The sequence below is a fragment of the Kordia algicida OT-1 genome, assembly GCF_000154725.1.
Lineage (GTDB): Bacteria > Bacteroidota > Bacteroidia > Flavobacteriales > Flavobacteriaceae > Kordia > Kordia algicida.
Genome location: NZ_DS544873.1, coordinates 2,577,910 through 2,604,665 on the forward strand (window position 1 = coordinate 2,577,910; position 26,756 = coordinate 2,604,665).

Annotated in this window: 28 protein-coding genes; 14 read left to right on the forward strand and 14 right to left on the reverse strand. The window is 34.6% G+C overall.

Features of this window, described 5'->3' with window-relative positions; translation table 11 throughout:
• Nucleotides 1-265: 265 nt before the first annotated feature.
• On the reverse strand, nucleotides 266-1,027 hold the full coding sequence (locus KAOT1_RS10875) for a DUF6261 family protein (RefSeq protein WP_157560104.1): 762 nt from the start codon (nucleotides 1,025-1,027) through the stop codon (nucleotides 266-268).
• 783 nt (nucleotides 1,028-1,810) lie between these two features.
• Here KAOT1_RS10875 and KAOT1_RS10885 point away from each other — a divergent pair.
• Entirely contained in the window at nucleotides 1,811-2,008 is a 198-nt protein-coding gene (locus KAOT1_RS10885; RefSeq protein WP_007094860.1) for a hypothetical protein, read from the forward strand.
• A 254-nt stretch (nucleotides 2,009-2,262) separates the two neighbouring features.
• The gene (locus KAOT1_RS22930; protein ID WP_007094861.1) at nucleotides 2,263-2,418 is read left to right on the forward strand and encodes a hypothetical protein; all 156 of its coding nucleotides are present in this window, start codon (nucleotides 2,263-2,265) and stop codon (nucleotides 2,416-2,418) included.
• Nucleotides 2,419-2,525: 107 nt separating this feature from the next.
• Here the strand turns inward: KAOT1_RS22930 and KAOT1_RS10890 are convergent, their stop codons facing one another.
• Entirely contained in the window at nucleotides 2,526-3,662 is a 1,137-nt protein-coding gene (locus KAOT1_RS10890) for a M57 family metalloprotease (RefSeq protein ID WP_007094862.1), read from the reverse strand.
• A 278-nt stretch (nucleotides 3,663-3,940) separates the two neighbouring features.
• A complete protein-coding gene (locus tag KAOT1_RS10895) occupies nucleotides 3,941-4,255 on the reverse strand; it encodes a peptidyl-tRNA hydrolase (RefSeq protein WP_007094863.1) in 315 nt (104 codons plus the stop codon).
• A 619-nt stretch (nucleotides 4,256-4,874) separates the two neighbouring features.
• Here KAOT1_RS10895 and KAOT1_RS10900 point away from each other — a divergent pair.
• Nucleotides 4,875-5,204 (forward strand): hypothetical protein, encoded by a 330-nt coding sequence (locus KAOT1_RS10900; protein ID WP_007094864.1) that lies wholly within the window; start codon nucleotides 4,875-4,877, stop codon nucleotides 5,202-5,204.
• Nucleotides 5,205-5,280: 76 nt separating this feature from the next.
• Here the strand turns inward: KAOT1_RS10900 and KAOT1_RS10905 are convergent, their stop codons facing one another.
• Together KAOT1_RS10905 and KAOT1_RS10910 are read right to left on the reverse strand one after the other, a co-directional pair.
• Complete coding sequence (locus tag KAOT1_RS10905; RefSeq protein WP_007094865.1) at nucleotides 5,281-6,642, reverse strand: pyridoxal-phosphate dependent enzyme; 1,362 nt, start codon at nucleotides 6,640-6,642, stop codon at nucleotides 5,281-5,283.
• A gap of 229 nt (nucleotides 6,643-6,871) precedes the next feature.
• Entirely contained in the window at nucleotides 6,872-8,113 is a 1,242-nt protein-coding gene (locus tag KAOT1_RS10910; RefSeq protein WP_040560020.1) for an ABC transporter permease, read from the reverse strand.
• A gap of 8 nt (nucleotides 8,114-8,121) precedes the next feature.
• On the opposite strand from KAOT1_RS10910, the gene KAOT1_RS10915 reads away from it, so the two are divergent.
• Nucleotides 8,122-9,396 (forward strand): exo-beta-N-acetylmuramidase NamZ family protein, encoded by a 1,275-nt coding sequence (locus KAOT1_RS10915; protein ID WP_007094867.1) that lies wholly within the window; start codon nucleotides 8,122-8,124, stop codon nucleotides 9,394-9,396.
• Nucleotides 9,397-9,449: 53 nt separating this feature from the next.
• Here the strand turns inward: KAOT1_RS10915 and KAOT1_RS10920 are convergent, their stop codons facing one another.
• The 4 genes from KAOT1_RS10920 to KAOT1_RS10935 all read right to left on the reverse strand — a co-directional run bounded on the left by KAOT1_RS10920 (nucleotide 9,450) and on the right by KAOT1_RS10935 (nucleotide 13,011).
• Nucleotides 9,450-10,697 carry a glycosyltransferase gene (locus KAOT1_RS10920; RefSeq protein ID WP_007094868.1) on the reverse strand — a complete coding sequence of 416 codons (1,248 nt, stop codon included), beginning with the start codon at nucleotides 10,695-10,697 and terminating at the stop codon, nucleotides 9,450-9,452.
• Entirely contained in the window at nucleotides 10,697-11,530 is an 834-nt protein-coding gene (locus KAOT1_RS10925; protein ID WP_007094869.1) for a glycerophosphodiester phosphodiesterase family protein, read from the reverse strand. Before KAOT1_RS10925 ends, KAOT1_RS10920 begins: the two co-directional genes overlap by 1 nt.
• Nucleotides 11,531-11,587: 57 nt before the next feature.
• Nucleotides 11,588-12,439 (reverse strand): sterol desaturase family protein, encoded by an 852-nt coding sequence (locus tag KAOT1_RS10930; protein ID WP_007094870.1) that lies wholly within the window; start codon nucleotides 12,437-12,439, stop codon nucleotides 11,588-11,590.
• 65 nt (nucleotides 12,440-12,504) lie between these two features.
• Nucleotides 12,505-13,011: a YkgJ family cysteine cluster protein gene (locus KAOT1_RS10935; RefSeq protein WP_007094871.1), complete on the reverse strand. Its 507-nt coding sequence runs from the start codon at nucleotides 13,009-13,011 to the stop codon at nucleotides 12,505-12,507.
• A 296-nt stretch (nucleotides 13,012-13,307) separates the two neighbouring features.
• On the opposite strand from KAOT1_RS10935, the gene KAOT1_RS10940 reads away from it, so the two are divergent.
• The gene (locus tag KAOT1_RS10940) at nucleotides 13,308-14,012 is read left to right on the forward strand and encodes a class I SAM-dependent methyltransferase (RefSeq protein ID WP_007094872.1); all 705 of its coding nucleotides are present in this window, start codon (nucleotides 13,308-13,310) and stop codon (nucleotides 14,010-14,012) included.
• 50 nt (nucleotides 14,013-14,062) lie between these two features.
• Here KAOT1_RS10940 and KAOT1_RS10945 read toward each other — a convergent pair whose 3' ends face one another.
• The gene (locus KAOT1_RS10945; protein ID WP_007094873.1) at nucleotides 14,063-14,884 is read right to left on the reverse strand and encodes a glycosyltransferase family 2 protein; all 822 of its coding nucleotides are present in this window, start codon (nucleotides 14,882-14,884) and stop codon (nucleotides 14,063-14,065) included.
• Nucleotides 14,885-14,934: 50 nt separating this feature from the next.
• On the opposite strand from KAOT1_RS10945, the gene KAOT1_RS10950 reads away from it, so the two are divergent.
• Nucleotides 14,935-15,672, forward strand: coding sequence for a glycosyltransferase family 2 protein (locus KAOT1_RS10950; RefSeq protein WP_007094874.1), 738 nt, complete (start codon nucleotides 14,935-14,937; stop codon nucleotides 15,670-15,672).
• 186 nt (nucleotides 15,673-15,858) lie between these two features.
• Here KAOT1_RS10950 and KAOT1_RS10955 read toward each other — a convergent pair whose 3' ends face one another.
• Both KAOT1_RS10955 and KAOT1_RS10960 read right to left on the reverse strand, forming a co-directional pair.
• A complete protein-coding gene (locus KAOT1_RS10955) occupies nucleotides 15,859-16,584 on the reverse strand; it encodes an acetolactate decarboxylase (RefSeq protein ID WP_007094875.1) in 726 nt (241 codons plus the stop codon).
• The gene (locus KAOT1_RS10960) at nucleotides 16,581-17,330 is read right to left on the reverse strand and encodes a polysaccharide deacetylase family protein (RefSeq protein ID WP_007094876.1); all 750 of its coding nucleotides are present in this window, start codon (nucleotides 17,328-17,330) and stop codon (nucleotides 16,581-16,583) included. Before KAOT1_RS10960 ends, KAOT1_RS10955 begins: the two co-directional genes overlap by 4 nt.
• A 132-nt stretch (nucleotides 17,331-17,462) precedes the next feature.
• On the opposite strand from KAOT1_RS10960, the gene KAOT1_RS10965 reads away from it, so the two are divergent.
• The 3 genes from KAOT1_RS10965 to KAOT1_RS10975 all read left to right on the forward strand — a co-directional run bounded on the left by KAOT1_RS10965 (nucleotide 17,463) and on the right by KAOT1_RS10975 (nucleotide 19,868).
• Nucleotides 17,463-18,218 carry a glycosyltransferase family 2 protein gene (locus KAOT1_RS10965; protein WP_007094877.1) on the forward strand — a complete coding sequence of 252 codons (756 nt, stop codon included), beginning with the start codon at nucleotides 17,463-17,465 and terminating at the stop codon, nucleotides 18,216-18,218.
• Nucleotides 18,219-18,221: 3 nt separating this feature from the next.
• On the forward strand, nucleotides 18,222-19,295 hold the full coding sequence (locus KAOT1_RS10970) for a glycosyltransferase family 4 protein (protein WP_007094878.1): 1,074 nt from the start codon (nucleotides 18,222-18,224) through the stop codon (nucleotides 19,293-19,295).
• Nucleotides 19,296-19,481: 186 nt separating this feature from the next.
• Nucleotides 19,482-19,868, forward strand: a complete 387-nt coding sequence (locus KAOT1_RS10975; protein ID WP_007094879.1) for a hypothetical protein — start codon at nucleotides 19,482-19,484, stop codon at nucleotides 19,866-19,868.
• A gap of 16 nt (nucleotides 19,869-19,884) precedes the next feature.
• Here KAOT1_RS10975 and KAOT1_RS21995 read toward each other — a convergent pair whose 3' ends face one another.
• Nucleotides 19,885-20,835, reverse strand: coding sequence for a hypothetical protein (locus KAOT1_RS21995; RefSeq protein WP_007094880.1), 951 nt, complete (start codon nucleotides 20,833-20,835; stop codon nucleotides 19,885-19,887).
• A gap of 6 nt (nucleotides 20,836-20,841) precedes the next feature.
• On the reverse strand, nucleotides 20,842-21,438 hold the full coding sequence (locus KAOT1_RS10985; RefSeq protein WP_007094881.1) for a class I SAM-dependent methyltransferase: 597 nt from the start codon (nucleotides 21,436-21,438) through the stop codon (nucleotides 20,842-20,844).
• Between the two features lie 74 nt (nucleotides 21,439-21,512).
• Between KAOT1_RS10985 and KAOT1_RS10990 the strand changes: the two genes are divergently transcribed.
• From KAOT1_RS10990 to KAOT1_RS11010, 5 genes are all read left to right on the forward strand, one after another.
• Nucleotides 21,513-22,421 (forward strand): glycosyltransferase family 2 protein, encoded by a 909-nt coding sequence (locus KAOT1_RS10990; protein ID WP_007094882.1) that lies wholly within the window; start codon nucleotides 21,513-21,515, stop codon nucleotides 22,419-22,421.
• Entirely contained in the window at nucleotides 22,418-22,978 is a 561-nt protein-coding gene (locus KAOT1_RS10995; protein WP_007094883.1) for an L-threonylcarbamoyladenylate synthase, read from the forward strand. The genes KAOT1_RS10990 and KAOT1_RS10995 overlap by 4 nt, the downstream gene beginning before the upstream one ends.
• 419 nt (nucleotides 22,979-23,397) lie before the next feature.
• The gene (locus KAOT1_RS11000) at nucleotides 23,398-23,772 is read left to right on the forward strand and encodes a GxxExxY protein (protein ID WP_007094884.1); all 375 of its coding nucleotides are present in this window, start codon (nucleotides 23,398-23,400) and stop codon (nucleotides 23,770-23,772) included.
• 521 nt (nucleotides 23,773-24,293) lie between these two features.
• Nucleotides 24,294-25,718 carry a CCA tRNA nucleotidyltransferase gene (locus KAOT1_RS11005; RefSeq protein ID WP_007094885.1) on the forward strand — a complete coding sequence of 475 codons (1,425 nt, stop codon included), beginning with the start codon at nucleotides 24,294-24,296 and terminating at the stop codon, nucleotides 25,716-25,718.
• Nucleotides 25,715-26,749: a COX15/CtaA family protein gene (locus KAOT1_RS11010; protein WP_007094886.1), complete on the forward strand. Its 1,035-nt coding sequence runs from the start codon at nucleotides 25,715-25,717 to the stop codon at nucleotides 26,747-26,749. The genes KAOT1_RS11005 and KAOT1_RS11010 overlap by 4 nt, the downstream gene beginning before the upstream one ends.
• Nucleotides 26,750-26,756 lie beyond the last annotated feature (7 nt).

Genomic DNA, 26,756 nt, shown 5'->3' on the forward strand with positions numbered 1-26,756 from the left:
TTCCAGAGGTATTTTTAGTTTTTCTTTTATGGAAAAAACTAAAACCGCATGAATTTTTCTAAATTTTAGTTCACCATGCTCTATTTTCAGTTATGGAGTTCATGAATTAACATTTCTCCAAGGCTTCGAAAATTTTTAACGAAAAACTCCTGCTATACTGCGGAAAAGAAAAGTTTCAAACTAAAATTCTTACTTCTAACTCACGTTAATATATACATGTATCCTTTTGGCATGGTGTTTTTTTAATTAATCGAGCACTCGAAGACTACGCTTCCACGTTCTCCTCATCTGTGGAATCTGACGTACTCGAAGAAGCATCCGTATCACTCGAACTCAATCGGAGGCTAACCGTTTGGTTATACTGCTTTGCCAATATGCCAAATTCGTTGACTAATTCTTGGTGCACCACATTACTTCCTAAGGTAGCATGAGCTTCCACATGCGCCACCAAATCGCGATAGGCATCCGTTGCAACTTCGCGTACCGATGTAAAACTTGTAGCAGGATTGGCTGCCGATTCGGAAACACGCGCCAAATACCGATCGTTAAACGCTGCGTTTGCCGTTTTTAACTCCGCCATCCAATCGGGAAGCCCAACAGTAGTGATGGCATTGATTAAATCGGTTTCTGTTTCCCAATCGGACAACATACTGTCAATCACGGCGGTTTCTGCTTGGTAATTCATTCGCGGAATGTTGGTGCCGTAGTTATTTAAATTGTACAACAAACTACGGGAAGCCGATTGCATACGTTCATCATAATGATAGCCGTAAGCTTCAAGCGATGCTTTGATGCCCATAAAAGCTTTGTCGCGTCTGTTATCTAAATCGATTAATTCTTGCGTAATGCCACTGCTTTGCTCCTGCTGAAACAGATTGTCTATCTGATTGGTAAGTGTGGCAAGCGCATCACGTTGCGTGGTTAGTTGTAATGCGTCAACATCGTTTGCGTTGACTAATTCTAATACATCTTTCATGTATTGTAAAAATTCGCTGTTTCTAAAGCGATCTAATGTTGGTTTTTCCATAACATCTCGATTTTTAATAATTCGTAATTTTTTAACAATTTTTGAGTGTTTCATTGCATTATTCGCAATAAAAACGATCCCGAAACGTTCTCGCAGCAATGCAACAAGCTTTCGGGAAGTCCCGAAACGTTCTCGCAGCAATGCAACAAGCTTTCGGGAAGTCCCGAAACGTTCTCGCAGACGTGCAACAAGCTTTCGGGGAAACCCGAAACGTCCTCGCAGACGTGCAACAAGCTTTCGGGGAAACCCGAAACGTCCTCGCAGACGTGCAACAGGCTTTCGGGATTACCCGAAATGGTCTCGCAGACGTGCAACAAGCTTTCTTCTACTTTGTAAAGCATCAAACAGTACTGTTTCTTAGTGTGAATCTCGTTAATAATCCTGAAAAGAACAGCAGATAATGTGTAAGCGTAAAAAATAGTTCGTAAGCGTTACGGTTTGCAATCCTAAAAGAGCGATTTTTGTAAAAACAATACTGCGCAGTCGTATTTTACGAGGATGAATCTCTTATTTTTTTTTGATTGAAGTACTACGAATAGTGATTAAGCTTTGAAAATTCAGGAAAAACATCCGTCGTGAATTATAATTTTTCTTACGAAATGACTGTTTTTAGAAACGGAAGTAACAATTGAGTTTATTTTTCATATTGGAATATGTCTTACTCACTATCAATTCATTATCACAATAATTACTATGTAAGATTTATAAATGATGAATAACTTCATTTTAAATTCTCTAGTAGCTATGGTACTTTGCGGCATATTCATATTAAAATTTATAACCATGAGAAAAAGGATTTTACGTCTTAACAAAAAGCAAGTTTCTTCTTTAAACGATGCACAAATTGTAAAAGGAGGTGTACAGAGTGAAGCTACCAATTGTATGTCGCCAGCTATTTGCGCGCCACCAGCGCCACAACCTGTAAGCTACACATATTGTACACCTAATAACGGACCTTGCTATTTGCCTGGAAAGAGATAATAAGTAAATAAGGTTAATTATTTTTTTCAAAAAAAGAAGGAGTCCAACAAAAACTGTTGGACTTTTTTTGATGTGGAAATGTAGCATGATTGTATAGTTCTTGAGAAATATGCTGCTTTGTAGAAATGATTCTTTAGGCTAAAAATATTTATCTGAATTTTCAAAATAATTTACCTGTGTATTGTTAAGGAAAACCCATACTATATTGAATTGAAGATTTATTATTTTTCCATCATAATTAAAAACTACATACCATGAAAAAAAGAAACGTACAATCGTTACAGTTAAACAAGAAACAAGTATCTAACTTAAAAACGAGCAATCTTAAAGGCGGAACGCAAGGAGCAACAGCTTTAATGTGTAATTCTGTACCAAGAGCTGAAGGCGGATTGGGTTGCCACATGAAATAGACATGTTTAATACAACAGAGCATACGCCCATGTATGAACAAAGCCCAACTGAAATTGTTGGGCTTTGTTGTATTTTAAAACGAGTGTTTTTATTTAAGGAATTGACTTTATAGTATTGAAGTTGCCAATCTGATTTCAAGGTCTTGTCGTGTACAGGTTTCTCCTTGGTATGGCGAACATTCTTCTTCCTCATCATCAATATAATAACGATTATTACCAGCCGTTAAAGTTCGATTTCGACTGTAATAATAAGTTCCTGAGGTGTGATTGTATTCTTGTACGTTAATACGGTAACTTACGTTTACATTTCGGTTAAGCGTTGTTTGCGTACTGTAGCTTCCATCGGTAAAGACATCGACAAATACATTGTCTAAAACATAAATTTCACCACTGTAATCATAATCGTCAATTTCATTGACAACATCTATGCGCAAAGCTCGTGGAAATAAGGCTCTAAAAGCAGTTAAATCTCCGTTTGTAAAAGGTGTTCCTCCATTGATGGTATGCCACATGATTGATCCTGTATCATTGGCACTTGTACCAGGAATGTTTACAGCACTACGTTCTCTGTTGGCTTGCCAATCTGTATGGCGCAATCCGACACAATGACCAAGTTCATGAATAATGGTGTTTCTACGAATGTCAGCTCCGAAGTCATCCAAACGATCAACGTTTAGGGTCACTGTATCAAATGGACGTCCGTTAGATGGAAAACCTGCACGACCTAAAACATTATTGGATTCTGCTCCAAAGTCACTTCGTATCGTAATTTGTGCCTGATTGGCATTGAAAACACGTACAAAGAATAAAGCACAATTGTTGATTCCGTTAAGTTCATTCATTGCATTTACGGATTGTGTTTGCAAATCTGTCCCAATAGAGTTGTCTAAAAACACATTGATACGCATTCTGTTTAGAGATACTAATTTCCCTGTGTTGTAGGCTTGTTCGGCATTGCTACCATTGTCAGATAGGTCATAATCGTTGATATCTTTACTGTACAATAAATCTGGTGGCGCTAAAAAATGCTCATCAGTTTCATAGATTGTTCCTCGTTCATAACCTCTGCTGTATAATAATTGTACCACAGGATGATCGTCTGGTGCAAGCCATTTTACATCAACACGTTCTACAGCAGTTGTTGCTTCTTCTACTAATTCTTCTTCCGTATCGTTTTGACAACCTGCAAGCAGGAGCATTGTCAACAAAACATACAGCATTTGGATTTTAAAATTTCTTTTCATAGTTCAATGTAATTTTTGGTTTTTGAATATTTATTTATACCACAAAACTACATTGGATAAAAAGTTATTGGTTACGGAAACACCATAAATAAGGTATGAAGTATCGTATGTTTTTTTCTCAAAAAAAACCTTATGAACCCTTGATTTTGTTAACGTTAAGATAATTTAATTATAAGAATCAGTTAAAGAGATTGGAGTTCATTTTTCAAGTATGTATTTCATACGCGTCAATTAAAAATTTTATGGTGTTGAAACTTCTTCTACGCAACTCACATTGTTTAAACTACCGTTGGCGACCACATTTTATAAAAACGAAATGCTTTGGAATATTCTGAACGCGGACAAAAGGCAAGACCTACTTCTTCATTATTTAAAGCAGCTTCTGTCAATACAATATGTTTTGCTTCTTTTTTAGCATTTTCAAACTCTCTGTGATTGACTTTACATACTACTTTTTTAAAAACACCTTGCATCCATTTTTGCATGTCAGTATCATCTTCATATTTTCTATAACAGGCAAGAGAAGCATGTGCGGCAATTACAGGCGCAAAGCGATCAGGCACTGATTCTTTGAGTAAAATATACATTTTCATAGTTCGCAAGGATTCATTTTGTATCGTTGCTAAAAATACGAATTCGTCTATTTACTTAAAAATGTTATATGACTAACGATCTTGTTAAAATCTGTGATTCATCCTGAGAAAATGTCAAAAAAAATGCAGTTTATCTTCTTTCTTTGCAGTTAATCTGATATTTATTTGCAGTTTTTCGAAAAAAAAGTTGTTATTTTGCTATTGTTATTGAATAAATAGTCAGAATTTTAAATTCTAGCTTCAATACTAATCTTATGATAAACAGGTGACTTCTTCCCCTAATTTATGTTTCTTGTTTGATGAAGATGTTTATTGAATATATATGTAATTTTTAGTTAATACACAAAAAATCAAATCTATAAGAAAACTAAAAAAAGCTCTGTAACTATTGATTTTAAAGCGATTATCTTTTTATCAAGCAAGAAAAACATATAGTTTGTTTACTAGAAAGTTAATCATTCAGATTTTTATATAAGGAAAGTTTATAGCATCTATTGACCAAGATTAATTACCCAAATCAAGTTTTCTTGTAAGAGTTTTAAACTTTAAAAAATCGTAAAATATTTAAAATCAAGCATTAAAAATCAATTTTGTGAGTTTTTTTTTATACTTTTAAGCTGTGAAAATACAATTTACCATATTATTATTTTTCATATGTACTTGTAACCTACTTGCAAATCGTCTAGCAGAAGCTAACACTCCAGACGATCTAAATACTACAGTAGTAGCACAAGGAAATGATACAGGAGCTATGAGTCCATCAAATATTACAGATGAAGGTAGTGGCGGCGGATTATCAAGTGATAAAGAAAGTATCAATTCAATTTTAGGATATTCTATACTAATCTTCTTTTCTGTATTAATTATCATTTTAATAGACAATAGAAATTTAGAAAGACGTTATAAAAAGCTTGCAACAGATTTTAAGAATAAAGAACCCTTTTTGTAACGAAACGATAAAACACAAAAAAGTCGAATACCTTAAAAAGTATTCGACTTTTTTTATGTCTTATAATGAAAGAAGCTTAGCTAATTCCTTTGATGATATCGTATTTTGTAATGATGTGATATTTTTCGTCTCCCAAGTCTACCAAAACCGCTTGATTATCTTTCGTAATCAACTTCGATATTTCGTCAATAGAACTATTTTTATGTACTATAGGAAAAGGATCTTGCATGATATCTGCAATATACGTATCTGCGATGTCTTTGTTTTCCATGTATTTGGCAAATAGTGAAGTTTCATCAATAGAGCCTACAAAACCTTCCGTATCAACTACAGGGATTTGTGAGATTTTAAATTTGCGCATACGCTCAATTGCATGTGACACCAATTCGCCAGTTTTTACCGTAACTAAAGGTTTGTCGTGATGTTCTTTGATTAAATCGGCTGCAGAAGATGCTTCTTCCTCCAAGAATCCGCGTTCACGCATCCAATCGTCATTAAACATTTTTCCAACATACCTACTTCCGTGATCGTGAAACAACACCACCACAACATCGTCTTTTGTAAAATGCTCTTTTAGTTGCAATACACCTTTTATGGCAGATCCGGCTGAGTTTCCTAAAAACATACCTTCTTCTTTTGCCAAACGCTGTGTATATATTGCGGCATCTTTGTCGGTTACTTTTGTAAAGCCATCAATGATGTCAAAATTTACATTTTTAGGCAATATATCTTCTCCTATTCCTTCCGTGATGTACGAATAGATTTCGTTTTCATCAAAGATTCCTGTTTCATGGTATTTTTTAAATACAGAACCATACGTATCAACTCCCCAAACTTTTACATTTGGATTTTGTTCTTTTAGGTATTTTCCAACACCAGAAATAGTTCCTCCAGTTCCCACACCTACAATAAAGTGTGTGACTTTCCCTTTGGTTTGTTCCCAAATTTCAGGACCTGTACTTTCGTAATGCGCAGTAGCATTGCTTGGATTGTCGTACTGATTTACGTACCAAGCATTTGGAGTTTCTTCTCCCAAGCGTTTGGACACAGAATAATACGAACGTGGATCGTCTGGCTCAACCGCAGTAGGACAGACTACAACTTCCGCACCAACAGCACGTAAAATATCAATCTTTTCTTTTGATTGTTTGTCTGCCATTACACAAATAAGTTTGTAGCCTTTTACAATAGCTGCTAGTGCCAAGCCCATTCCTGTGTTCCCAGAAGTTCCTTCAATGATAGTTCCGCCTGGTTTTAAACGACCGTCTGCTTCTGCATCTTCAATCATTTTCAATGCCATTCTATCTTTTACGGAGTTTCCAGGATTGAAGGTCTCATACTTAGCCAACACCAAAGCATCAATGTCTTTTACCAAAGCATTCATTTTAACTAGCGGAGTATTCCCAATAGTTTCTAATATATTTTCTGCGTATTCCATTTTTAAGTTTTCAAGCGACAAATATACGAAGTCTCTGTAGATTTTATAATATTAAATCCTAAAAGTCTATCAAATTAATAGACTTTTAATCTTCGCTTAACTTTTTCTTATTCTAATTCTAAAAGTGACCTTGTGTTTTTTCTACTATTGAAGATGTAATACCAAATCAACCATAATATACAATATATAAACTCTTTATAGGAATAAAATTTCATGTAAATCAAATATTTTACTGAAACTTAATTGCCTTTACAGGAGAAATTTTAGTAATTATATACGAAGGAATTAACAACATTAACACACATAAAACAAGCGTTCCAACATTGAGCGCCAACACTTGCCAAACTTCAATATGCGTTGGAATGATTGACGTATGATATTGCTCTGGGTTTGGGAATTTTAAAAAGCCAAATGTATGCTGTGCCCAAATAAATCCGATGCCGAGAATATTTCCCCAAAGCAATCCAATTCCTATCAAATAAGCCGCATTGTACAAGAAAACTTTACGAATGCTCCAATTGCTACTTCCAAGCGATTTTAAGATGCCAATCATCGGTGTTCTATCTAAAATTAACACCAATAACGCCGTAATCATATTAATACCGCCAACGATAATAATGATTCCGATAATTAGAAAGATATTGACATCAAACAGGGAAATCCATTCAAAAATAAACGGAAACTTACTAATGATACTTTGGGTATCTAAATTTGGTGGAATTACGTTGTATATTTCGTCGTCTTTTGCTTGAATGGCGTCAAAATCATCAATAAAAACTTCAAAATTTCCAACTTCGCCATTCTTCCATTTGTTCATTCGCTGAATGTGACGAATATCGACCAACAATACATTGGCGTCAAATTTCTGAAATCCTGAATCGTAAATACCGACGATTTCAAAAGTTCGTTCATTCGGAATTTCGCTTGTATTTTCTTTAAGGAATAACGTTTTAAACGTGTCGCCTAACTTTAATTCCAAACGTCTTGCCAAATACGCAGAGATCAAAACTTCTCTATTTTCGCGTTTTTCAGAAACATTTGGAAAGCGACCTTCTTTCAAAAAATCTTCAAAAGCTGTCCATTGATAATCTGTGCCAACACCTTTTGCCAACACACCTTCAAACGTTTTTTCTGTACGAATAATGCCTGCTTTGGTGGCAACCGCTTGAATATGATTTACACCTGAAACCTGCGTGAAATCTGGGTAAAACTCCTGATTGGAATCGACTGGCGTCAACGAAACTTCCGAATCGTTATTGTCAAAATTCGAAATTTGAATATGTCCATTAAACGCTGCAACTTTTTCTTGGATCGTTTTTTGCAATCCCATTCCCGTAGCAATCGCAACCATCATCATCACAATACCAATAGCTATTGCAGCAATTGCAATTTTTATTATTGTCGCCGATACACTACTTTTATACTGTTTTGCCTTTATAATACGTTTGGCAATAAAAAACTCGTAATTCAAATTCAAGAATGGTTTATAGATTTTTCAAAAATACGTTTTTATTGTTGTTATTAATTGGATTTTTCACAAGATGTGGCTCCAAAGAACAACAAAATACTCTAAATATAGCTGATGCTGGTACTTCTTCTGTCGCTAAAAAAGTGAACGCTTCCGCAGAATTGACATATAAAGAACCCATTGTTGGTGCAAATAAAACTGCTGAATTGCTACCGAAACTCGCTAACAAACGTGTTGGAATTGTTGCCAATCAAACAAGTGTTATTTTCAAATCAGATAAAAGCTACACACATTTGGTCGATTCTTTAGTTTCCCTAAAAGTTGATGTAAAAACCGTATTTTCTCCCGAACATGGCTTTCGAGGAAAAGCAGATGCAGGCGAAATTGTAAAAGATGGAAAAGATGTTAAAACTGGTTTGCCAATTATTTCGCTCTACGGAAAAAACAAAAAACCGTTTCCAAAGCAGCTAGAAAATTTAGATATCCTCATTTTTGATGTACAAGATGTTGGCGTACGTTTTTACACCTACATTTCTACGCTTCATTATGTGATGGAAGCTTGTGCAGAATCGAACATTCCTGTGATTGTGCTTGACAGACCTAACCCAAACGGGCATTATATTGATGGACCAATTTTAGAAAAAGCTTTTAAAAGTTTTATCGGAATGCATCCAATTCCAATAGTTCACGGAATGACGATTGGCGAATACGCACAAATGATTAACGGTGAAAAATGGTTAGAAAATAATGTGACTTGTGATTTGACAGTGATTTCGGTGGAAAACTACACACATCAAACGCCGTATAGTTTGCCTATAAAACCATCTCCGAATCTCCCGAACGATCAAGCGATAAACTTATATCCGAGTTTGTGCTTATTTGAAGGAACAGATGTTAGTATTGGTCGCGGTACAGAAACACAATTTCAAGTTGTAGGCACGCCACGATTTGACATGAAACATTTCGATCATTTTACTCCAAAGCCCAATTTTGGTGCTAAAAATCCAAAACACAATGGAAAAATGTGTAACGGTTACGATTTGACGACACATGAACGCTTGGAATCTTTGAATCTTACATGGTTATTAGAGTTTTATAATAGATATAAAATTGAAAAAATAGAAACTCCGTTTTTCAACAAAAATAAATTCTTTACAAAACTCGCTGGAACTGAAAAATTACAGCAACAAATTGAAGCAGGAATGACCGAAGACCAAATCAAAGCAACTTGGCAAGAAGGTTTGGAAGCTTTTTCGAAAACTCGTGCAAAATATTTGATGTATTAGGGTTTTGGGTTTTAGAAACTATGTTTTTCATTTAAAATTTAGCATTTAACATTTCAAAGTTTATTCTTCGTTTCAATCCAAAGTGACATGTATTTGGTACTTTTCATGTGATGCAATTGCAACATACTTCCCAAAAAATTGTTCGCTCGGTGCTTTTCCAAATCGTTTTGCGTCGTTGTTATTTTTTCTAAAAGCTGTCGCTGAAAGTTCACTGCTGCATATCTATTTTTGAGAATTTCAAACCCGTTTTGTTGTGCACTCAACCAACGATTTTTATTCGTGTAAAGTTCGACAGTCTCGTTTATCAAAGTTTCGATATCGTCTGAAACAACTCCGTTCCACGACAATTCGCCATGCATACCTTCTGCTCCTATTTTAGTTGTTACACAAGGCGTTCCATTTTGCTTACCATCAATAAATTTTCCTTTCAATCCAGCTCCAAAACGCAACGGCGCTAATAAAATTTTTGCTTTTTTAATTACCTCAGCAGCACTTTCTGCTCTGCCATATACAAAGAATTTTTCTTTTGGTTGATTCAGTTGTAAACTGTGTTCTTTTGCATACGAACCGTACACATGCATTTCAGCTTTCGGAAGTTTTTTCCGCAATAACGGCCAAATTTCTTTTTTAAGATACATGACCATATCACGATTGGGCGCATGTAAAAAGTTTCCAATGGTGACGAAATGTTGTCGTTCTTCAAACGTTGGCAATGCTTCTATTTGATTTTTGTGAAGTTCTTCCAACATAAATGGAATGTACAACAATAAAGAAGTATCAATTTTAAAGTGTTGGATTAAAAGATCACGTTCTACTTCTGAAATGAGCAACGAAATATCACAACGTAAAATACTAGCAATCTCGCGTTGTGCCAATTGATAACTTTTTAATTGATCGATATGAAATTCTTTTCCATCTTTTAACGCTTGATGTCGTGCTTTTCGCAGACTGTGCAAGTCTTCTGTATCCAGAATTCGCAGTGCGTTCGGGCACAATTCTGCAACACGCCAACCGAATTGTTCTTCCATCATAAAACGATCAAACAATACGATAGACGGAAGCAATTGTTGTATGAAATCGTCAAAACTGCTGTCATTAATCTGAATAGTTTTTGACGCAATTCCCATCTGACGTAAGTCATAACAATATTCAGTTTTTGCAGCTGGACAAGCAAAAGTGACGTCCCATTTTTGCATTCGAAAGAACTGTAATAGTTGCAACATGCGTGTTCCTGCGGCAGACGAATTGGGTTCTGGCCAAACGTAACCAATGACTAAGATTTTTTGCTGTGATTGTTGCATTATTTGGCACGTATATCTGGATAATCAGTGATAATCGCATCAACATTCCAATTGATTAATTGTAGAATATCAGCTTCTTTATTTACTGTCCACGGAATAACCTGAAAGTTATTTTTTTGATAATCGCGCACATTTTTACGCGTTAAAAGTTTGTAGTACGGACTGATGATTTCGGGAGTAAAACTGAGTTGTTTTAGTTTTTTGTCAATGGATTCGTTTTCATCTACTAACAATGCCAATTTCATGTTGGGCGCTTGCTTTTTGATTTCTTCTAGCGTTTCCAAATCAAACGCTTGTAAATTGACACGATTTCCAAGATCATATTTATGAATAACTTCGAGCACCAAACGGACAAATACAGCTACTTTTGGTGCAAATACGTCATCGTAAGAAGGTTTTCTTTTGATTTCTATGTTGTAATTAATAGTGCTATTCGTTTTCTGTTCTGACATTTGAATAACATCGGTCAATAATGGTTTTACAACTTTTATTTTCTTTTGATTGGGAAATCTTGGATGTTTTTTAGATCCGCAATCGTATTGACGAATGCTGTCATACGACATTTGATAGAGATTGTATTTTTTTTCATCAGCTTCAGAAATTGGACTTCCTTGCAAGTCTAGCGCAATTTCATGATTCATAAAAGGTTCATGCGAAACTACAACTTGATGATCTTTAGAAACTACAACATCCAACTCTAAAGCATTTACATTGAGCTCAATGGCTTTTTCAAAACCCATCATAGAATTTTCTGGAAACAAACCTCTACAGCCACGATGTCCTTGAATGCTTGTCGTTTTAACGCTTGTTTGTGATTGGTTTTTACAACTCATGGTAATTAATAGACATAGACATACATATATGCGAAAAGGAAGTTTTAGAGACATAAATTATTCATCAGAATTTAAAGTAGTTGGCGGACGATATTTGTTAAAAGGAATTTTGAGCAGACTTTTTAGGTTTGCATTTTCAGAAGCATCTGGATATGTATCTACGCCATACACCAAAGTTTCAGGGTCTTTTGTAGCGAATGTTTGAAAGATTCGATCCCAAATAGAAAAGATGTTTCCATAATTTGTATCGGTATAAGGTAACACGTGATGATGGTGTACTTTGTGCATGTTTGGCGAAACGATAATGTAACTAAGCCACTTATCAACGTTTTTAGGAATGCTAATATTTGCATGATTAAATTGTGATAAAACGACTGACATTGATTGGTACAACATAATAATTCCCACAGGCGCACCAACAATAACAACTCCTGCTAAAGTAAATATGAAACGAATGACACTTTCGCCAGGATGATGACGATTTGCTGTCGTTGTGTCTACATGCGTGTCCGTATGATGTACTAAATGAAAACGCCATAAAAATGGAACTCTGTGCTCTACATAATGTGCCAACCAAGCGCCAAAAAAGTCTAACAAGGCAACTCCAATGAGTGCGTACCACCAAATAGAAAGTTCGGGAAACTGCAATTTAATCCATTCTAAAATTCCAAAATTATTGGCAACTGCCCAATCGGAAGCTTTGAGTAATAAGAATGCTAAAACGAAGTTCACAACAATCGTGGTCAACGTAAAAAAGATATTGATTCCGGCGTGATTTACTTTTTTGTAGTTGAATCGAATTAAAGGAATGATGTATTCAATGAGCCAAAAAAAAGCAATTCCACCAACCAAAATAGCACTTCTGTGCGAAGAAGGAATCGACTCAAAATATGATAAGATAGTATCCAAAATAATTTAGGTTTCGTAGGTTTTGTGAGTTTATAAAGATACGTTTTTCTGAAATTTAGCGCAAACTAACGTTTTGCTTTTGATGCTATCACCGTCTTTAACTTTTCTACAATATTATAAGTTGCAGGACAAATAGAAATATTGTTCATCGTTATCTCTGAAATTTTATGAAACTTTTTTCTATTGGTATGCGGATATTCTCTACAAGCTTTTGGACGTACATCATAAATCATGCATTCATTGTCGGCTCCCAAAAAGTGACATGGCGCCGATTGCAATACATAATGATTGTCTTCATCAAAGTATAGAAACTGGCTTATAAATTGATGTTCTTTCATTCTAAAATGCTTAGAAATACGCGCAATATCTGCGTTTGTAAATATCGGACTTGTCGTTTTACAACAATTTGCACAAGCCAAACAATCTGTTTTTGAAAACTCATCTTCATGCAATTCCTGCATGATGTAATCGAGATTTTTAGGAGTTCTTTTCTTTAATTTATAGAAGAATTTCTGGTTCTCTTTTTCTACTTCTTTTGCCAATTTTGGCAGTTCATTGATGAATTCTTCCATGTGTATTTGTCTTAAAAAGCAAAAATATCGAATATTTTCCAGATTTGTTGGGTAACAAAACGATCTGTTGCGTACTTATTAGTAAACATACTAAAAGAAGAAAAGCTTTTTGAAGTATGTTCAATGACAACTAGAGTCATAAAATTGGGGGATTTTAGGGATCTAGGTTAATTATTTAGGTTATAGTTAACACAGTAAGCAACGATGAATACGAAAGTAGGATTCGTTGCTTTTTTTATGACTTATCTCAAAAGTTCAATTACTTAACGTACTTTTGTTTCCTATTTTAGATACAGATGAAAGATTTATTTGGGAAAGCAATTTTAGACTATCAACAAGGAAATTACACCGAAGATATTGTTACGGCAACATCAATTTCGGAAGAAGATACGTTGCCACTTCCCTATTTGTTTCGTTCGTATGAAGAAATGCCCGTTTTAGAACAAACAGCTTTACAACTAGCCAAAGGAAAAGTTCTTGATGTTGGTTGCGGCGCAGGAAGTCACAGTTTGTATTTACAAAATGACCGCAATTTAGAGGTTACCGCCATTGATGTATCAGAAGCTGCTATTGAAGCTTGTAAGCTAAGAGGAATTAAAAATACAGCTGTAGCTGATGTGTTACATTTTTCTGGAAAATTTGATACGATTCTCTTATTGATGAATGGTGCTGGCATGTGTGGAAAGCTAAAATACATTAGCGACTTTTTGAATCACTTGAAAACATTGTTGACCGAAGATGGACAAATTTTAGTAGATTCATCTGATATTATTTATATGTTTGATGAAGATGAAGATGGCGGAAAATGGATTCCATCAAATTCCGATTATTACGGTGAACTCTTATACTATGTAAGTTACAAAGGCGAACACGAAGCGCCTTTTCATTGGCTTTATATTGATTACAACACATTACAAAATGCTGCACACGCTTGCGGTTTACAATGCGAATTGATTATTGAAGGAACACATTACGATTACCTCGCAAAATTGACAACTTGATTTTTATAATTTGTGGATTTGAAAATGTGTTAATTCGTTTCAAACAAGATTTAAGATTTGACGATTCCAAAATCTGTCCACTTTCTGTTTTCGTCTTTTGTCGTTTTTCTAATAGCAAGATTTTTATCAATCGATTCTTGATTTTTATAACCTCTCGGATGATCTAAATGTATACAAACGGCGCTGTAGCGAATTTGTTTACTTTTTAATCCGTAGTTGAATAAACGTTCTCCGAGTTCACGATCTTGTCCGCCATATTGCATGCGTTCGTCAAAACCATTTATCGCAACAATATCTTCTTTCCAACCAGAAGCATTATGTCCGTTCCAACTTGCATTTGTAGGTGTGATTGCATTTAAAAAGCGTGATTTCAAACCTGCGGAAGTCAGTTTATTATTCTTAAACGATGCTTTCAAACCGTGTTTTTTCAACCATGCAACATCAAAACAATTGCCTTCATAAATATCTTCTTTTGTAATGAGTTTGGAAATATTCATTGGAAGCATAAAGTATCCTCCCGAAAGGAAAAAACCTTCTTCACGATGCTTTACATGATGTTCTACAAAATCGGCTCGCGGAATACAGTCGCCATCCGACATAATAATATACGGCGTGCTACATTTTACAATGGCTTTGTTGAGAATTTGCGATTTCTGAAAGCCATTATCTTCATGCCAAACATGCACAATTGGATAAAAGACTTCTTTGCTGATTTCTTCAATCAAATCAATGGTTTCTTGCTTTGAACCATCGTCGGCAATGACGATTTCAAACAAGCGATAAGTTTGATTGTTGTATCCGTGTAAAACTTTCGCCAACCACTCAGGAGAGTTGTACGTGCTTATAATGATGGAAGTGTCTATTGTTGTCATACAGACTGCAAAGATAAAGTTTTTTAGTAAGTTTGCGTTTTAAATTTATCATGCCAACATTATCAGTCATTATTCCTACGTATAACGAAGCGCTGTATCTGAAAGATGCGTTGTATTCTGTGCAATTTGCGGATGAAATTATTGTGATTGATTCGCTGAGTAGCGATGAAACTGTTGCCATTGCAGAAGCGCATGGTTGCAAAGTAATTTCGAGGAAGTTTGATAATTTTTCCAATCAAAAAAATCATGCATTGCAATTTGCTACGTGCGATTGGGTGTTGTTTTTAGATGGCGATGAACGCATTACCTATCAGCTTCAAAAAGAGATTATTACCGCAATGAATTCTGGAAAACACACGGCGTATAAATTGAATTTCCCACATTTTTACATGAATCGTTTTTTGTATTATCACAATAATGATGTGACGCGTTTGGTAGTACGTGAAAAGTGTCATTTTGAAGGAAATGTGCACGAAAAATTGATTGTAGATGGAACTGTTGGAAAGCTTAAAAATAAAGTGTTGCATTATACGTACAAAGGTTTGATGCATTACATCAGCAAGAAAGATAAATACGCGTGGTTTCAGGCAGAACGCATGTTAGAAAAAGGCAAAAAAGCGACGTATTTCCATTTGGCTTTTAAACCGATGTACCGTTTTTTCCATGAGTATATTGTAAAACGCGGTTTTATGGATGGCGTTCCAGGTTTGGCTGTTGCTGGTATTAACGCGTATGGCGTTTTTTCGCGTTACGTAAAATTGATCTTACTTAAAAAAGGAATCAAATAAAATAGACACAGTCATTTTCGTACTATTCGTCTACAAAATCCCTTTCATTTATCTAAAAAAAAAGAGTTGAGCAACGATTTGTCGTAGTTTTGAGTAGTGTATTTTTCGAAAATACATTACCCCTTTTTTATTACTACCAAAAGAGTTCTTCCCTAAGAACTCTTTTGTCTTGAATTTGAAAAAATATTACTTTTTTGGCAAAAACAACGTCATTTTATCAATCGTAACAGCATCCAAATGTCCCATTTTATCTTCGTTTTTTGTGATGAGGTGTAAATGTATGTTAGCATCGTGATGTGTAAAAATTCCTTTGTGTTCGGTAGAAAAGAAACCGATAATTTCTACTTCTTCATTTTCAAGTTGATAGTTTACTTGTCCTTGATGTGCTTCTGTTGGCGAGCTAACTTTTGTACCTTTCGGTAGATTTTGAATGTGAATCGTTGCCGTTTTGAGTGTTCCTGCAAGTTTGAACGCAAACGGACGCTTAAAAGTTTTCGTTTTTTCATCGACGAAAGCTTCAATATCTTTGACCGTTTTGATGTTTGATGGCAATTCAATTTGAGTCCATTCAGTGACGTTTGCATACACGAAAAAAGGTGCTGTTACTTTGAAATCCTTTTCAACAATCATGGTAGTATCAGAAGTTACTTTAGACACATAACTGTTACCATTATTAATTAAAAGTTCGCCCGAAAGATAACTCACAGGTCCAATTCCGTACAATCCGTTTTTATCAGCAATCGTATCTAAATTGATCTTTCCTTGTAACTCGCCTTTCCACATCACATTTTTCATCGCGCTAACGATTTTTACATCTTTATATATGGTCGCTGTTTTTTCTTTTGATGAGGAATTACAACCGATAACACAACTAATAACTAAAACTCCTAAAATATTTTTGAATATGTTCATCTGTTATTTCTTAAACTTTTCGTGTTAGAAAAAAACGATTTCCCACGACGCAATTTAGATTTAAATTTCTTTAAAGAATCTTCTCCTTTGATGTCCAATCGTTGCACTTCATAATTATTCTTAAAAGGATATTTATTCACTCGATTTCCAATACGCAATCCAAAAGCAACTTTGTGTTTATGGAGTGTTTCAAAAAATGTTTGTTGCGCCGGATTTTTCCGAGGATATTTTCCATACGGATACGCCAACACATTACTTACATTCAATTGATTTTCAACAATAAATGCTTTACATTTTTCAAAATCTTCGTTGATTGTTGCTTCTGAAAGTTCATCGTATTTTTTATGTGAGAACGAATGCAAACCAAGTTCGATTGTGGCTTCATCCATACTTTTCAGTTGGTCAACTGACATGAGTTTTATCTTGCCTGTATTCCATTCATCAACACCATCAACATATTGAAACGGAATGTAAAAACAAGCTTTCAAACCATATTTTTGCAATAACGGATACGCCAATTCTAATTGATTTACATACACATCATCAAACGTAATGATGACCGCTTTTTCAGGAAAATCTGAGGGAGATTTCATTTGTTGCAAGTCACCAAAATGCAAACTTGTATAGCCGTTTTCTTTTAAATAACGGAATTGCGCTTCTAAATTTTCTGTAGCAATCGTCAATCCGATACTTTCAGAAACTTTAGTCGTAACGGCGTGATACATTAAAATGGGAAGTTTTGGCATGACTTGTTTATTGAATGCTTCAAAAATAACAATCTTTTATTGAAATTATTCTTAAATCCTTTATTCATCCTAAAATCATTACTTTTGTCGCAACAACAGACTTTTCAAAGTAAAAAGTAGCTTCATTTTTATATGAATACCAAAATTAGTGCTTTAGCGATTACGTATAACGAAGAAGATAATATTGAAAAATATATTGCGCAACTTTCCTTTGCGGACGAAATTATTATTGTAGATTCGTTTAGTACGGACAACACTGTCGAACTTGCCAAAAAGCACAATGTTACACTGCTTCAACGAAAATTTGACGATTTTTCTTCGCAGAAAAATTTTGCCATCGATCAAGCATCACACGATTGGATTACTTTTTTTGATTTGGATGAAGAAGTACCAAAAGCGTTGGCAGATGAAATTATAGCCACTGTAAATTCCTCTACTTCTGAAAAAGCATATCATGTAAAACGTGATTTCCACTTTATGGGAAAACGAATGAAATACAGTGGATTTCAAACAGATATTTCCGTACGATTGTTTCACAAAAAATACTGTCGTTACAACGGAAAACCTGTACATGAAACTATTGAAACTACCGAAAAGATTGGAAAACTTCAACATGCAGTTGCACATCAAACGTATAAAAGTTTTGACAATTACAACGAAAAATTGAGTCAGTATAGTCGTTTGCAAGCAGCAGCATTGTACAAAAAAAATGTACGTCCAAATGCGTATCATTTCTTTTTTCGTCCGTGGTATCGTTTTGTACATCAATACTTTTTACGTTTGGGAATTTTAGACGGAAAAGAAGGTTTTATTTTATGTTATGTCCATGCATTTTCAGTATTTAAACGCTATTTACAATTGTGGACAATGTACCGAAAAATAGATTAGTAGATGAAGAACGTTTTTTTAGAATCACACAATATTAAAAATTTACATTTTGGCTTTGGGCAATTCAATTATCATTTGATAAAAGGATTGTATCAGGCAGAAATTGACGATTTTAAAATGACGCTTCACGCGAAAAACCTCAGCAAATTAAAAGACGAATTTGGAAATTATTTTGATTATAAAAAGTATCAATCTTTTCGTCGCTATCCGCTATTGCGCATTCGTAAAAAGTACGATTTGTGGCATTCACTGAACCAAAATATTAAGATTGAACCTTATCATAACATCCCGTATTTGTTGACAGTTCACGATGTAAATTTTATAGAAGAAGAATCAAGCGACATGGATCATGAACGCAATGTTCGTTTTCGTGAAAAACTAGAAAGAAGTCACGCTATCACGTATATTTCAAACTTTGCCAAAGCTTCAACACACAAGTATTTTGACGTGCCAAACGTTCCTGAATACGTGATTTACAACGGAAATCCAATTCGTGAAGTGACGCTTCCTGAAAATCATCAGCCGAAACAGATTTCAAAAAAACCATATTTGTTTAGTATTGGCGAATTTACACCACGGAAAAACTTTCACACGTTAGTGGAAATGTTAGCTTTATTGCCTGACTTTAATTTAATTCTTTCGGGAAATAACAATACAGCTTATGCCGATGGAAAACTCGCAGCAACCATTCAAAAACACAACTTACAAGATCGTGTCATCATTACAGGAAAAATTGGCGATTTAGACAAACAGTATTATCTGCAAAATTGCGCTGCTTTTGTATTTCCATCCTTACGAGAAGGTTTTGGAATTCCACCAATTGAAGCCATGCGTTTTGGAAAACCCGTATTTTTATCACACAATACTTCATTACCAGAAATTGGTGGCGAACATGCTTTTTTTTGGGAACATTATGATCCAAAATATATGGCGCAAGTTGTAGAGAACGGAATGCACACATTTGAAACCAACCGAGAAACTTACGAAAACGCATACATCAAACGTGCACAAAGCTTTGATTGGAATGCAACTGCCAAACAATATGAAGACGTGTATCGTAGGTTGCTTGGGTTTTAAGTTCATTTTTTAAGATTTAAAAAACAACTTTATCATAGCAAACTTCTTCTATTTTAGACCAATAACGCTCATTCTTTTACGCTGAGTTTTTATAAAACGTCACTATTAACAGTTTTTTTTCAGGATTGAAACAAGTTTATTTGCTTCCATATTAATGAATTCGAAACACCCTAAAACATCACTAAAATGGAAAACTTAATTGCAATTAAAAACAACTACAATTCTTTAGACAAATTATATCTTTTTTTAGAATCGGAATCAGATTTTGAATGCACAAAAGAGTATGATATTTGGGAACAACGAACAGATGCAAAAGGACAATTAGCAGAATGTATTCTTATAAAGAAAAGCGGAATGCATGCTATTAAATTATTTTTTGTGAATGATAATACAGTAAAAATCAATCACATCATTCCAAATAAAATGTTGCATGCGTATTTTGGAAAAAGTGTAAAAGCGCGAAGAAATATCATTGAAATCGTTGCTGGTTTTATCAAACAAGCGTTGCTAAAAGGATCGCAAGAGAAAGCATTTAAAGAATTGGAAAACGTAATTCAGAAAGCAGCTGCGTGATTATTGAAAGCTTTCATTACAACTCAAAAATATGTTTTACCCAATTTTCAATTTTATATTTAGCAAGAATGGCCTCATCGATGTTTTTATACAGTGAAGTCACGAAATCTGCCGGAATTTCAATAGTATGTTCATCAACCACCAAAATGTTTTGCGGATCGTAAAAATCATAATTCACAATATCTTTATTTGTAGTGATGAGCTTTTTGTGATGTCCCAAAGCTTCAAAGATTCGGAAAGACAAACCAACTTGTTCGGTTCGTTGAATTTCCACAATAATCTTGGCTTTTTGTATCAATTCAGAAACTTCTTGAATCGATTTTTGCGTTGTAATAATCTCCACGTATTCCGCAGGCATGTCGCTTCCGTTATACACCTGAATATTATATGACCAATTTTTCTCTTTGAGGTATTTTGCTAAATTTTCAATCAGTGGAAAGCGGTAATCATTCGTAGAAATATTAAAAAATTGATAGTCCAATTCGGCATGATTGCTTTCTTCAAAAATATAATTCGTCAAAAATGATAAGTTATATTTAGAAACATCTAAACGATCGTAACTATAGACTTTATCAAACATCGGAATAATGTCTACCTTTCGCGGAAAACGACGTGTACTATCGTAATAATACGCAATAATTTTTTGTGTTTTGCTTTTGATGAATTTCAGCAAATCATCCGACAACATATCAGGACGAATGATAAAAATTTCATCTTGTTTGCCGAGTTTCGTCAGTGATACCTTGATACGATCGGTTACAAACGTCTTTTTCAAATTCTTTCCTAAAAACAATTTCGAAAAAAAATTTCGTGCTTTATGAAGTGTATTTTTATATTGAAATGCAGGTTTATCCAAATATAAAATCTGTGCATCAACGTGTGCATATTGTTGCAAAGCCTTTTGAATATGCGCGGTATATCCAAACGCAAAAGGTGCAATAATGAGTATTTTCTTGGAAGGTTTCAATTGAAATTACACTATAATTCCCAATCCGTTGCAGTGTGGATAGTTATATACATGCTTTCCTGTAGCCTTCGCAATATCAATCACGGCGCGACGCACTTCTGGGAAACTCTCCGTGTCGTGAAAAATAGTACATTCGCTATGTTGTGCCGCCCACAATCCGCATTCGTAGGTTTCTTTGTAATTATGAACAATATCTACATGCGAGAAGTTATATTGTTTCGTGTCTTTCTTTATCCAATCGCGGTAATCCGACCTTATTAATTCAATATTTTCATACTCAGCCAAAGACGCTTTTGTCTTTTCATAATGATCGCCTTTATGATCGGTATGTTCGTCTCCGATGAAAATATCAATTCCTTTTACTTCTTTAAAAAAGTTAGAAAAAACAACCGCAGAATAGCCGAATTCCACACCAAACTCAATACAAGAATCACGACCAATGTCAAAACGCTCCAAAATATCTTCGATAATCAATTCCAAACCTGCCCAAGCCGTTACCATTTCCTTGATTTTTTCTGGCTTTGACTTTTTGATAGGTTCGTAGGTTTCTATCGGTAATCTTTTGTGTAAAAGGTATTTTTTAAATTTTGAACGAATTCCCATAATTACGATTTGTGTTTTGGCAAAAGTATAAAATTCAATAGAAAATTATGTAATTTTGCGCAACAACTACGTTTATGAAGGATATTTCTATTGTTATCATCAATTACAACACGGCAAAGTACACACTAGAATGTGTGGAATCTGTCATTAAATTTACAGACAAATCACTGTCGTATGAAATTGTAGTTGTGGACAATAATTCCAACCCTGAAGATGTTTCACATTTGGAAAAAAACTTTCCAACGCACGAGCATGTTTTACTTCACAAAAGCGTGATTAACACTGGTTTTGGAGGCGGAAATATGTTTGGTGCGCAATTTACCAATGGGAAATATATTTTATTCCTAAACAATGACGCCATGTTGCTCAACGATTGTTTGTCTATTTTGCATTTGCACATGGAAAACAATCCGAAAGTTGGTGTAACGACTGCGCAAAATTTTGATGAACATCACCAACATGTTATTTCGTTCGATCACGACAAAGGCATTCGAAAATTACTCTTAGGACGTAGTTTTCTTGAGAAAAATTGGAGCAAGCAATTTCCAAAACGAAAAAAGGAATACACCGAACCCGTTTCTGTTAATTTTGTCAACGGCGCTTTTATGTTTTTTAGACGTGAAGCTTTTGAAAAAGTGGGCGGATTTGACACAAATATCTTTCTCTATTTTGAAGAAATGGACATTTGTTTTCGCTTACGCAAAGAAGGTTACACAAGTGTATTAGTGCCCGAAGCAAAAATATTGCATTATCAAGGTGTGAGTACAGGCGTTTCCAAAGCGATCAGCAAAGAAGGAATGATTTCGCATTTATATGTCATTAAGAAAAACTATTCCTATGCAAAATATTTGTTCATCAGAAGCTACTATTGTTTGAGTTTTCTCATCAAACCCAAAAAATGGTTTATGCTTTCATTGGTGTGGAAAGGTGCGCATTTGTCAGAATCATTGAAACAAAAACAGCAAATTCGATTTGAATCATGACGGAAGAAATTCAAAAAACTTTTGACGAACTGCAATTGGGAAACACCATTTTATATCCTACGGATACGGTTTGGGGATTGGGTTGCGATGCGACAAATTCGGAAGCTGTTGCTAAAATTTACCAACTCAAAAATCGTGAAGAAAGCAAAGCGTTAATTTGTTTGGTCAGTGATATTCGTATGTTGGAACGTTATGTAGAAAACATTCCTGATGTTACATACGACTTGCTGGAAGCTGCCAACAGACCAACGACCATTATTTACGATAATCCTGTAGGAATTGCCAAAAACTTAGTCGCTGCCGATAATACACTTGCTATTCGTATTCCTGATGATAAATTTTGTCAAAAACTCATTCGTAAATTCAAACGACCAATTGTTTCTACTTCTGCGAATATTAGCGGACAACCGACACCGAAATCTTTTGATGAAATCAGCAATGAAATCAAAACCAATGTCGATTATATTGTCAATTTAAAAGATGATAAAAAAGCGGTAAAACCTTCTACGATCATTCAATTGCGATCAAACGGAGAAATTAAGATCATTAGAAGTTAGTTTTTATTATTCGTTGTTTGTTTTTTGTTATTTCATCTCGGCTATACTCGATGTAACAGTTGTTTGGAAAATGTTTGTGTTAGTTTATAAATCAAAACATAAACCATTAAACTTATAAACTCTTAAACTTAGATTTTTCGTTTTCTGTGGATTCATTCATCATGACTTTAAACTGTACTTGTTACAACACTAATTCCTAACACCAAATACCTGATTCAAAACGTCATTGCGAACGCAGTGAAGCAATCTGCTTCTTTTTAACCTGTTTCGTACTTTGAATAATAATTCAAAATTTAACATTACTAATTTGATATTTTAGCTTCGTTACCCAGGAATCATAACATACGCTTATAAACTTTTTCAGAGATTATTCTAATAGTTGATTACATTTATAATGTTACACTGTAAGGTTATAAATTATGGCAAATATTATTCACAAAAAAGAAAGCTATCAAATTATTGGTGCGTTATTTAATGTCTATAACAACTTAGGAAGTGGTTTTTCAGAAATAGTTTACAAAGACGCTTTAGAGTATGAATTCAAGCTTTTAGATATTCCTTTTGAAAGAGAAAAACAATATGATGTTGCCTATAGAGATATCATTCTAAAACATAAATTTTATGCAGATTTTGTCGTTTTCAATAAAATAATTCTGGAAGTAAAAACAGTAACAAACTTACATGAAAAACATTTTGGGCAATGTCTCAACTATTTAAAAGTCTCAAAATGTAAACTTGCTATTTTAGCAAATTTTCACGAAGAATTACTAGATCATCGTAGAGTTGTTTTGTAAAATTTAAAACAAAACTCTTACCATAAATTCACGAATTTTTGATTGATTATCAAAGAACATTTACCAAAACTCTTAGAGAATTTGTAAAATAACTTAAAAATAAAAATGGTTGAAACAAAATAAATTCTTGCATTGATTTTTAAATCGTGAATCAAAACTCTTACCACGAATTCACTAATTTTTAGTTTCTACTCTTAAAAAAATCATCAAGTCAAACTAAAAAACTTAAAATACTCTTAACTCCAAAGCCTAAACTCAGCATGCACAAGACAGCAATCGAAACAATTCGTGAACATTCAAACACAACAGTAAGCTCAAAAAATCAATTCGTGAATTCGTGACTAAAAGAAAAGAAACTAAGTCAATCTTCTATCCAAAGTCCAAACTCAGCATACACAAAACAGCAATCGAAATCAATTCGTGAATATTCAAACGCAACAGTAAACAAAAAACAATTCGTGAATTCGTGACTAAAAAATATCGAAAACATTCGTAAATTTGCAGTCCAATTACAGTACCGCATGAATTACAAAGAAGCTTTACAACTCGATATATTTTCAACCATTTCCAAAGCAGCAACAGAATTACAACTAGAAACCTATGTAATTGGTGGTTTTGTACGTGATTTTCTCCTAAAACGTGGCGATGCTAAAGATATTGACGTTGTAGCTGTAGGAAGTGGCATCGAGCTTGCCAAAAAAGTAGCTTCACTCCTACCGAACAAACCCAAAGTACAGGTTTTTAAAAACTATGGAACTGCCATGGTAAAAACCAAAGAAATTGAAGTAGAATTTGTCGGTGCACGAAAAGAAAGTTACGAACGCGGCAGTAGAAATCCTGCGGTAGAAAATGGCACATTGCAAGATGACCAAAATCGTCGTGACTTTTCTATCAATGCCATGGCGTTGAGTTTAAACGAAAAAACTTTTGGAGATTTGCTTGATCCGTTTGGTGGCTTAGAAGATTTAAAGAATAAGCGAATCGTTACACCATTAGATCCAGATATTACCTATTCAGATGATCCATTGCGAATGATGCGCGCCATACGCTTTGCTACACAGTTAGATTTTAAAATTGATCCAGTTTCGTTAGAAGCGATCACTAGAAATTCAGATCGAATCAAAATTATTTCAAAAGAACGTATTGTTGTTGAGCTGAATAAAATTCTAATGAGCAACAAACCTTCTATTGGATTTATTCTATTAGAAAAAACAAAACTACTACCATACATTTTGCCTGAATTATCAGCCTTAAAAGGAATTGATGAAATTGAAGGACAAAAACATAAAGACAATTTTTATCACACATTGGAAGTCGTTGACAATATCTGTCCGCATACCGACAATGTTTGGTTGCGCTGGGCAGCATTGCTACACGACATCGGAAAAGCACCAACAAAACGTTTTAGCAAAAAAGTAGGTTGGACATTTCACGGACATGAATTTGTTGGTGGAAAAATGGTACACAAACTGTTCAAGCGTTTGCACATGCCACTGAATGAAAAAGTAAAATATGTGCAAAAATTAGTCATGATGAGTTCGCGACCAATTGTACTTTCGCAAGATGGCGTCACCGATTCTGCTGTAAGACGTTTGGTATTTGATGCTAGCGATCATGTAGAAGATTTAATGACTCTTTGCGAAGCAGATATCACCACGAAAAACCCAAGGAAGTTTGAAAGATATCATAACAACTTTAAAATTGTTCGTGAAAAAATTGTGGAAGTTGAAGAACGCGATCAAGTGCGTAATTTTCAGCCGCCAGTTTCTGGGGAAGAAATTATGGAAACGTTCAACTTGAAACCTTCCCGAGAAATCGGAATTATTAAAGATGCAATCAAAGAAGCCATTTTAGAAGGCGAAATTCCGAACGAATACGAAGCGGCACATGCGTATATGATTGTTAAAGGAAAAGAATTAGGATTAGTAGAAAATACCGAAAAATGAAAAAGCATTTCAACACCATTGCCAAAGTCACATTAATTCTTGTATACCTTGTTATTATTGCGGGCGCAGTGGTTCGAATGACAGGAAGTGGAATGGGTTGCCCAGATTGGCCAAAATGTTTTGGATATTACATTCCGCCAACGGAAGAAGCACAACTACAATGGCACCCAAATCATTTTTATGAAGATGGAATGGTCATTATTGTCGATGAAGCTCTGCAAGTTGCCAAAGAAGATTTTACCACAACCACAAGTTTTAACGCTGAAAACTGGGAACCGTATACCAAACATGATTATGCTATTTTTAACGCGTTTCATACGTGGGTAGAATACATCAATCGCTTGTTTGGTGCACTAGCGGGATTGGCAACATTAGTATTGTTAATTGGTTCATGTTGGTATTGGCGCGAAAAGAAAATCATCACACTACTTTCGTTATTTACGGTTTTAGGTATGGGATTCCAAGCTTGGTTGGGAAAAACGGTAGTCGATTCAAACTTGGCGCCGTTTAAAATTACCATTCACATGATAATGGCACTCGTTATTGTTGCCGCCTTATTGTACATTGTACATGCGACTTCCACAAAAGTAAGGACACACAAAAAAGACGGAATCTTTACAAAATTACTATACGTTTCTATTGTATTAACGCTCATTCAAATTGTACTCGGAACACAAGTACGACAGTTTGTAGACGAGCAAATTCACACACTTGGAGAAGAAAGCAAATCCTTATGGTTGGCAACTCCTGAGTTGGATTTTTATGTGCATCGATCATTTTCGGTTGTTGTTTTGTTGGTTAATGTTTGGTTATTTTATCATTTCAAAAAACTACAATTAGGTTTCAAAAAAGTGAATTGGGTAATGATTTTATTGGTATTAGAAATCATTTCGGGAATTGCCATGTATTACTTCGATTTCCCGTTTGGAACACAAACCATACACATCGTTTTAGCCACAATATTATTCGGAATTCAATTTTATCTTATCTTAGAAGCAAATAAAGCACGAAACAATGCAGAAAGTTTGTAAATTTGCA

Bases quoted from the DNA above. Each gene is read 5' to 3' on its own strand.
- KAOT1_RS10955 (WP_007094875.1), bottom strand. From the start codon at position 16,584: ATGAACATATTCAAAAATATTTTAGGAGTTTTAGTTATTAGTTGTGTT.
- KAOT1_RS10995 (WP_007094883.1), top strand. From the start codon at position 22,418: ATGACGGAAGAAATTCAAAAAACTTTTGACGAACTGCAATTGGGAAAC.
- KAOT1_RS10890 (WP_007094862.1), bottom strand. From the start codon at position 3,662: ATGAAAAGAAATTTTAAAATCCAAATGCTGTATGTTTTGTTGACAATG.
- KAOT1_RS10925 (WP_007094869.1), bottom strand. From the start codon at position 11,530: ATGAGTTGTAAAAACCAATCACAAACAAGCGTTAAAACGACAAGCATT.
- KAOT1_RS10975 (WP_007094879.1), top strand. From the start codon at position 19,482: ATGGAAAACTTAATTGCAATTAAAAACAACTACAATTCTTTAGACAAA.
- KAOT1_RS10895 (WP_007094863.1), bottom strand. From the start codon at position 4,255: ATGAAAATGTATATTTTACTCAAAGAATCAGTGCCTGATCGCTTTGCG.
- KAOT1_RS10945 (WP_007094873.1), bottom strand. From the start codon at position 14,884: ATGACAACAATAGACACTTCCATCATTATAAGCACGTACAACTCTCCT.
- KAOT1_RS11000 (WP_007094884.1), top strand. From the start codon at position 23,398: ATGGCAAATATTATTCACAAAAAAGAAAGCTATCAAATTATTGGTGCG.
- KAOT1_RS10960 (WP_007094876.1), bottom strand. From the start codon at position 17,330: ATGCCAAAACTTCCCATTTTAATGTATCACGCCGTTACGACTAAAGTT.
- KAOT1_RS22930 (WP_007094861.1), top strand. From the start codon at position 2,263: ATGAAAAAAAGAAACGTACAATCGTTACAGTTAAACAAGAAACAAGTA.
- KAOT1_RS10990 (WP_007094882.1), top strand. From the start codon at position 21,513: ATGAAGGATATTTCTATTGTTATCATCAATTACAACACGGCAAAGTAC.
- KAOT1_RS10970 (WP_007094878.1), top strand. From the start codon at position 18,222: ATGAAGAACGTTTTTTTAGAATCACACAATATTAAAAATTTACATTTT.
- KAOT1_RS10950 (WP_007094874.1), top strand. From the start codon at position 14,935: ATGCCAACATTATCAGTCATTATTCCTACGTATAACGAAGCGCTGTAT.
- KAOT1_RS11005 (WP_007094885.1), top strand. From the start codon at position 24,294: ATGAATTACAAAGAAGCTTTACAACTCGATATATTTTCAACCATTTCC.
- KAOT1_RS10875 (WP_157560104.1), bottom strand. From the start codon at position 1,027: ATGGAAAAACCAACATTAGATCGCTTTAGAAACAGCGAATTTTTACAA.
- KAOT1_RS10920 (WP_007094868.1), bottom strand. From the start codon at position 10,697: ATGCAACAATCACAGCAAAAAATCTTAGTCATTGGTTACGTTTGGCCA.
- KAOT1_RS10905 (WP_007094865.1), bottom strand. From the start codon at position 6,642: ATGGAATACGCAGAAAATATATTAGAAACTATTGGGAATACTCCGCTA.
- KAOT1_RS11010 (WP_007094886.1), top strand. From the start codon at position 25,715: ATGAAAAAGCATTTCAACACCATTGCCAAAGTCACATTAATTCTTGTA.
- KAOT1_RS10940 (WP_007094872.1), top strand. From the start codon at position 13,308: ATGAAAGATTTATTTGGGAAAGCAATTTTAGACTATCAACAAGGAAAT.
- KAOT1_RS10965 (WP_007094877.1), top strand. From the start codon at position 17,463: ATGAATACCAAAATTAGTGCTTTAGCGATTACGTATAACGAAGAAGAT.
- KAOT1_RS10885 (WP_007094860.1), top strand. From the start codon at position 1,811: ATGAGAAAAAGGATTTTACGTCTTAACAAAAAGCAAGTTTCTTCTTTA.
- KAOT1_RS10915 (WP_007094867.1), top strand. From the start codon at position 8,122: ATGGTTTATAGATTTTTCAAAAATACGTTTTTATTGTTGTTATTAATT.
- KAOT1_RS10985 (WP_007094881.1), bottom strand. From the start codon at position 21,438: ATGGGAATTCGTTCAAAATTTAAAAAATACCTTTTACACAAAAGATTA.
- KAOT1_RS10935 (WP_007094871.1), bottom strand. From the start codon at position 13,011: ATGGAAGAATTCATCAATGAACTGCCAAAATTGGCAAAAGAAGTAGAA.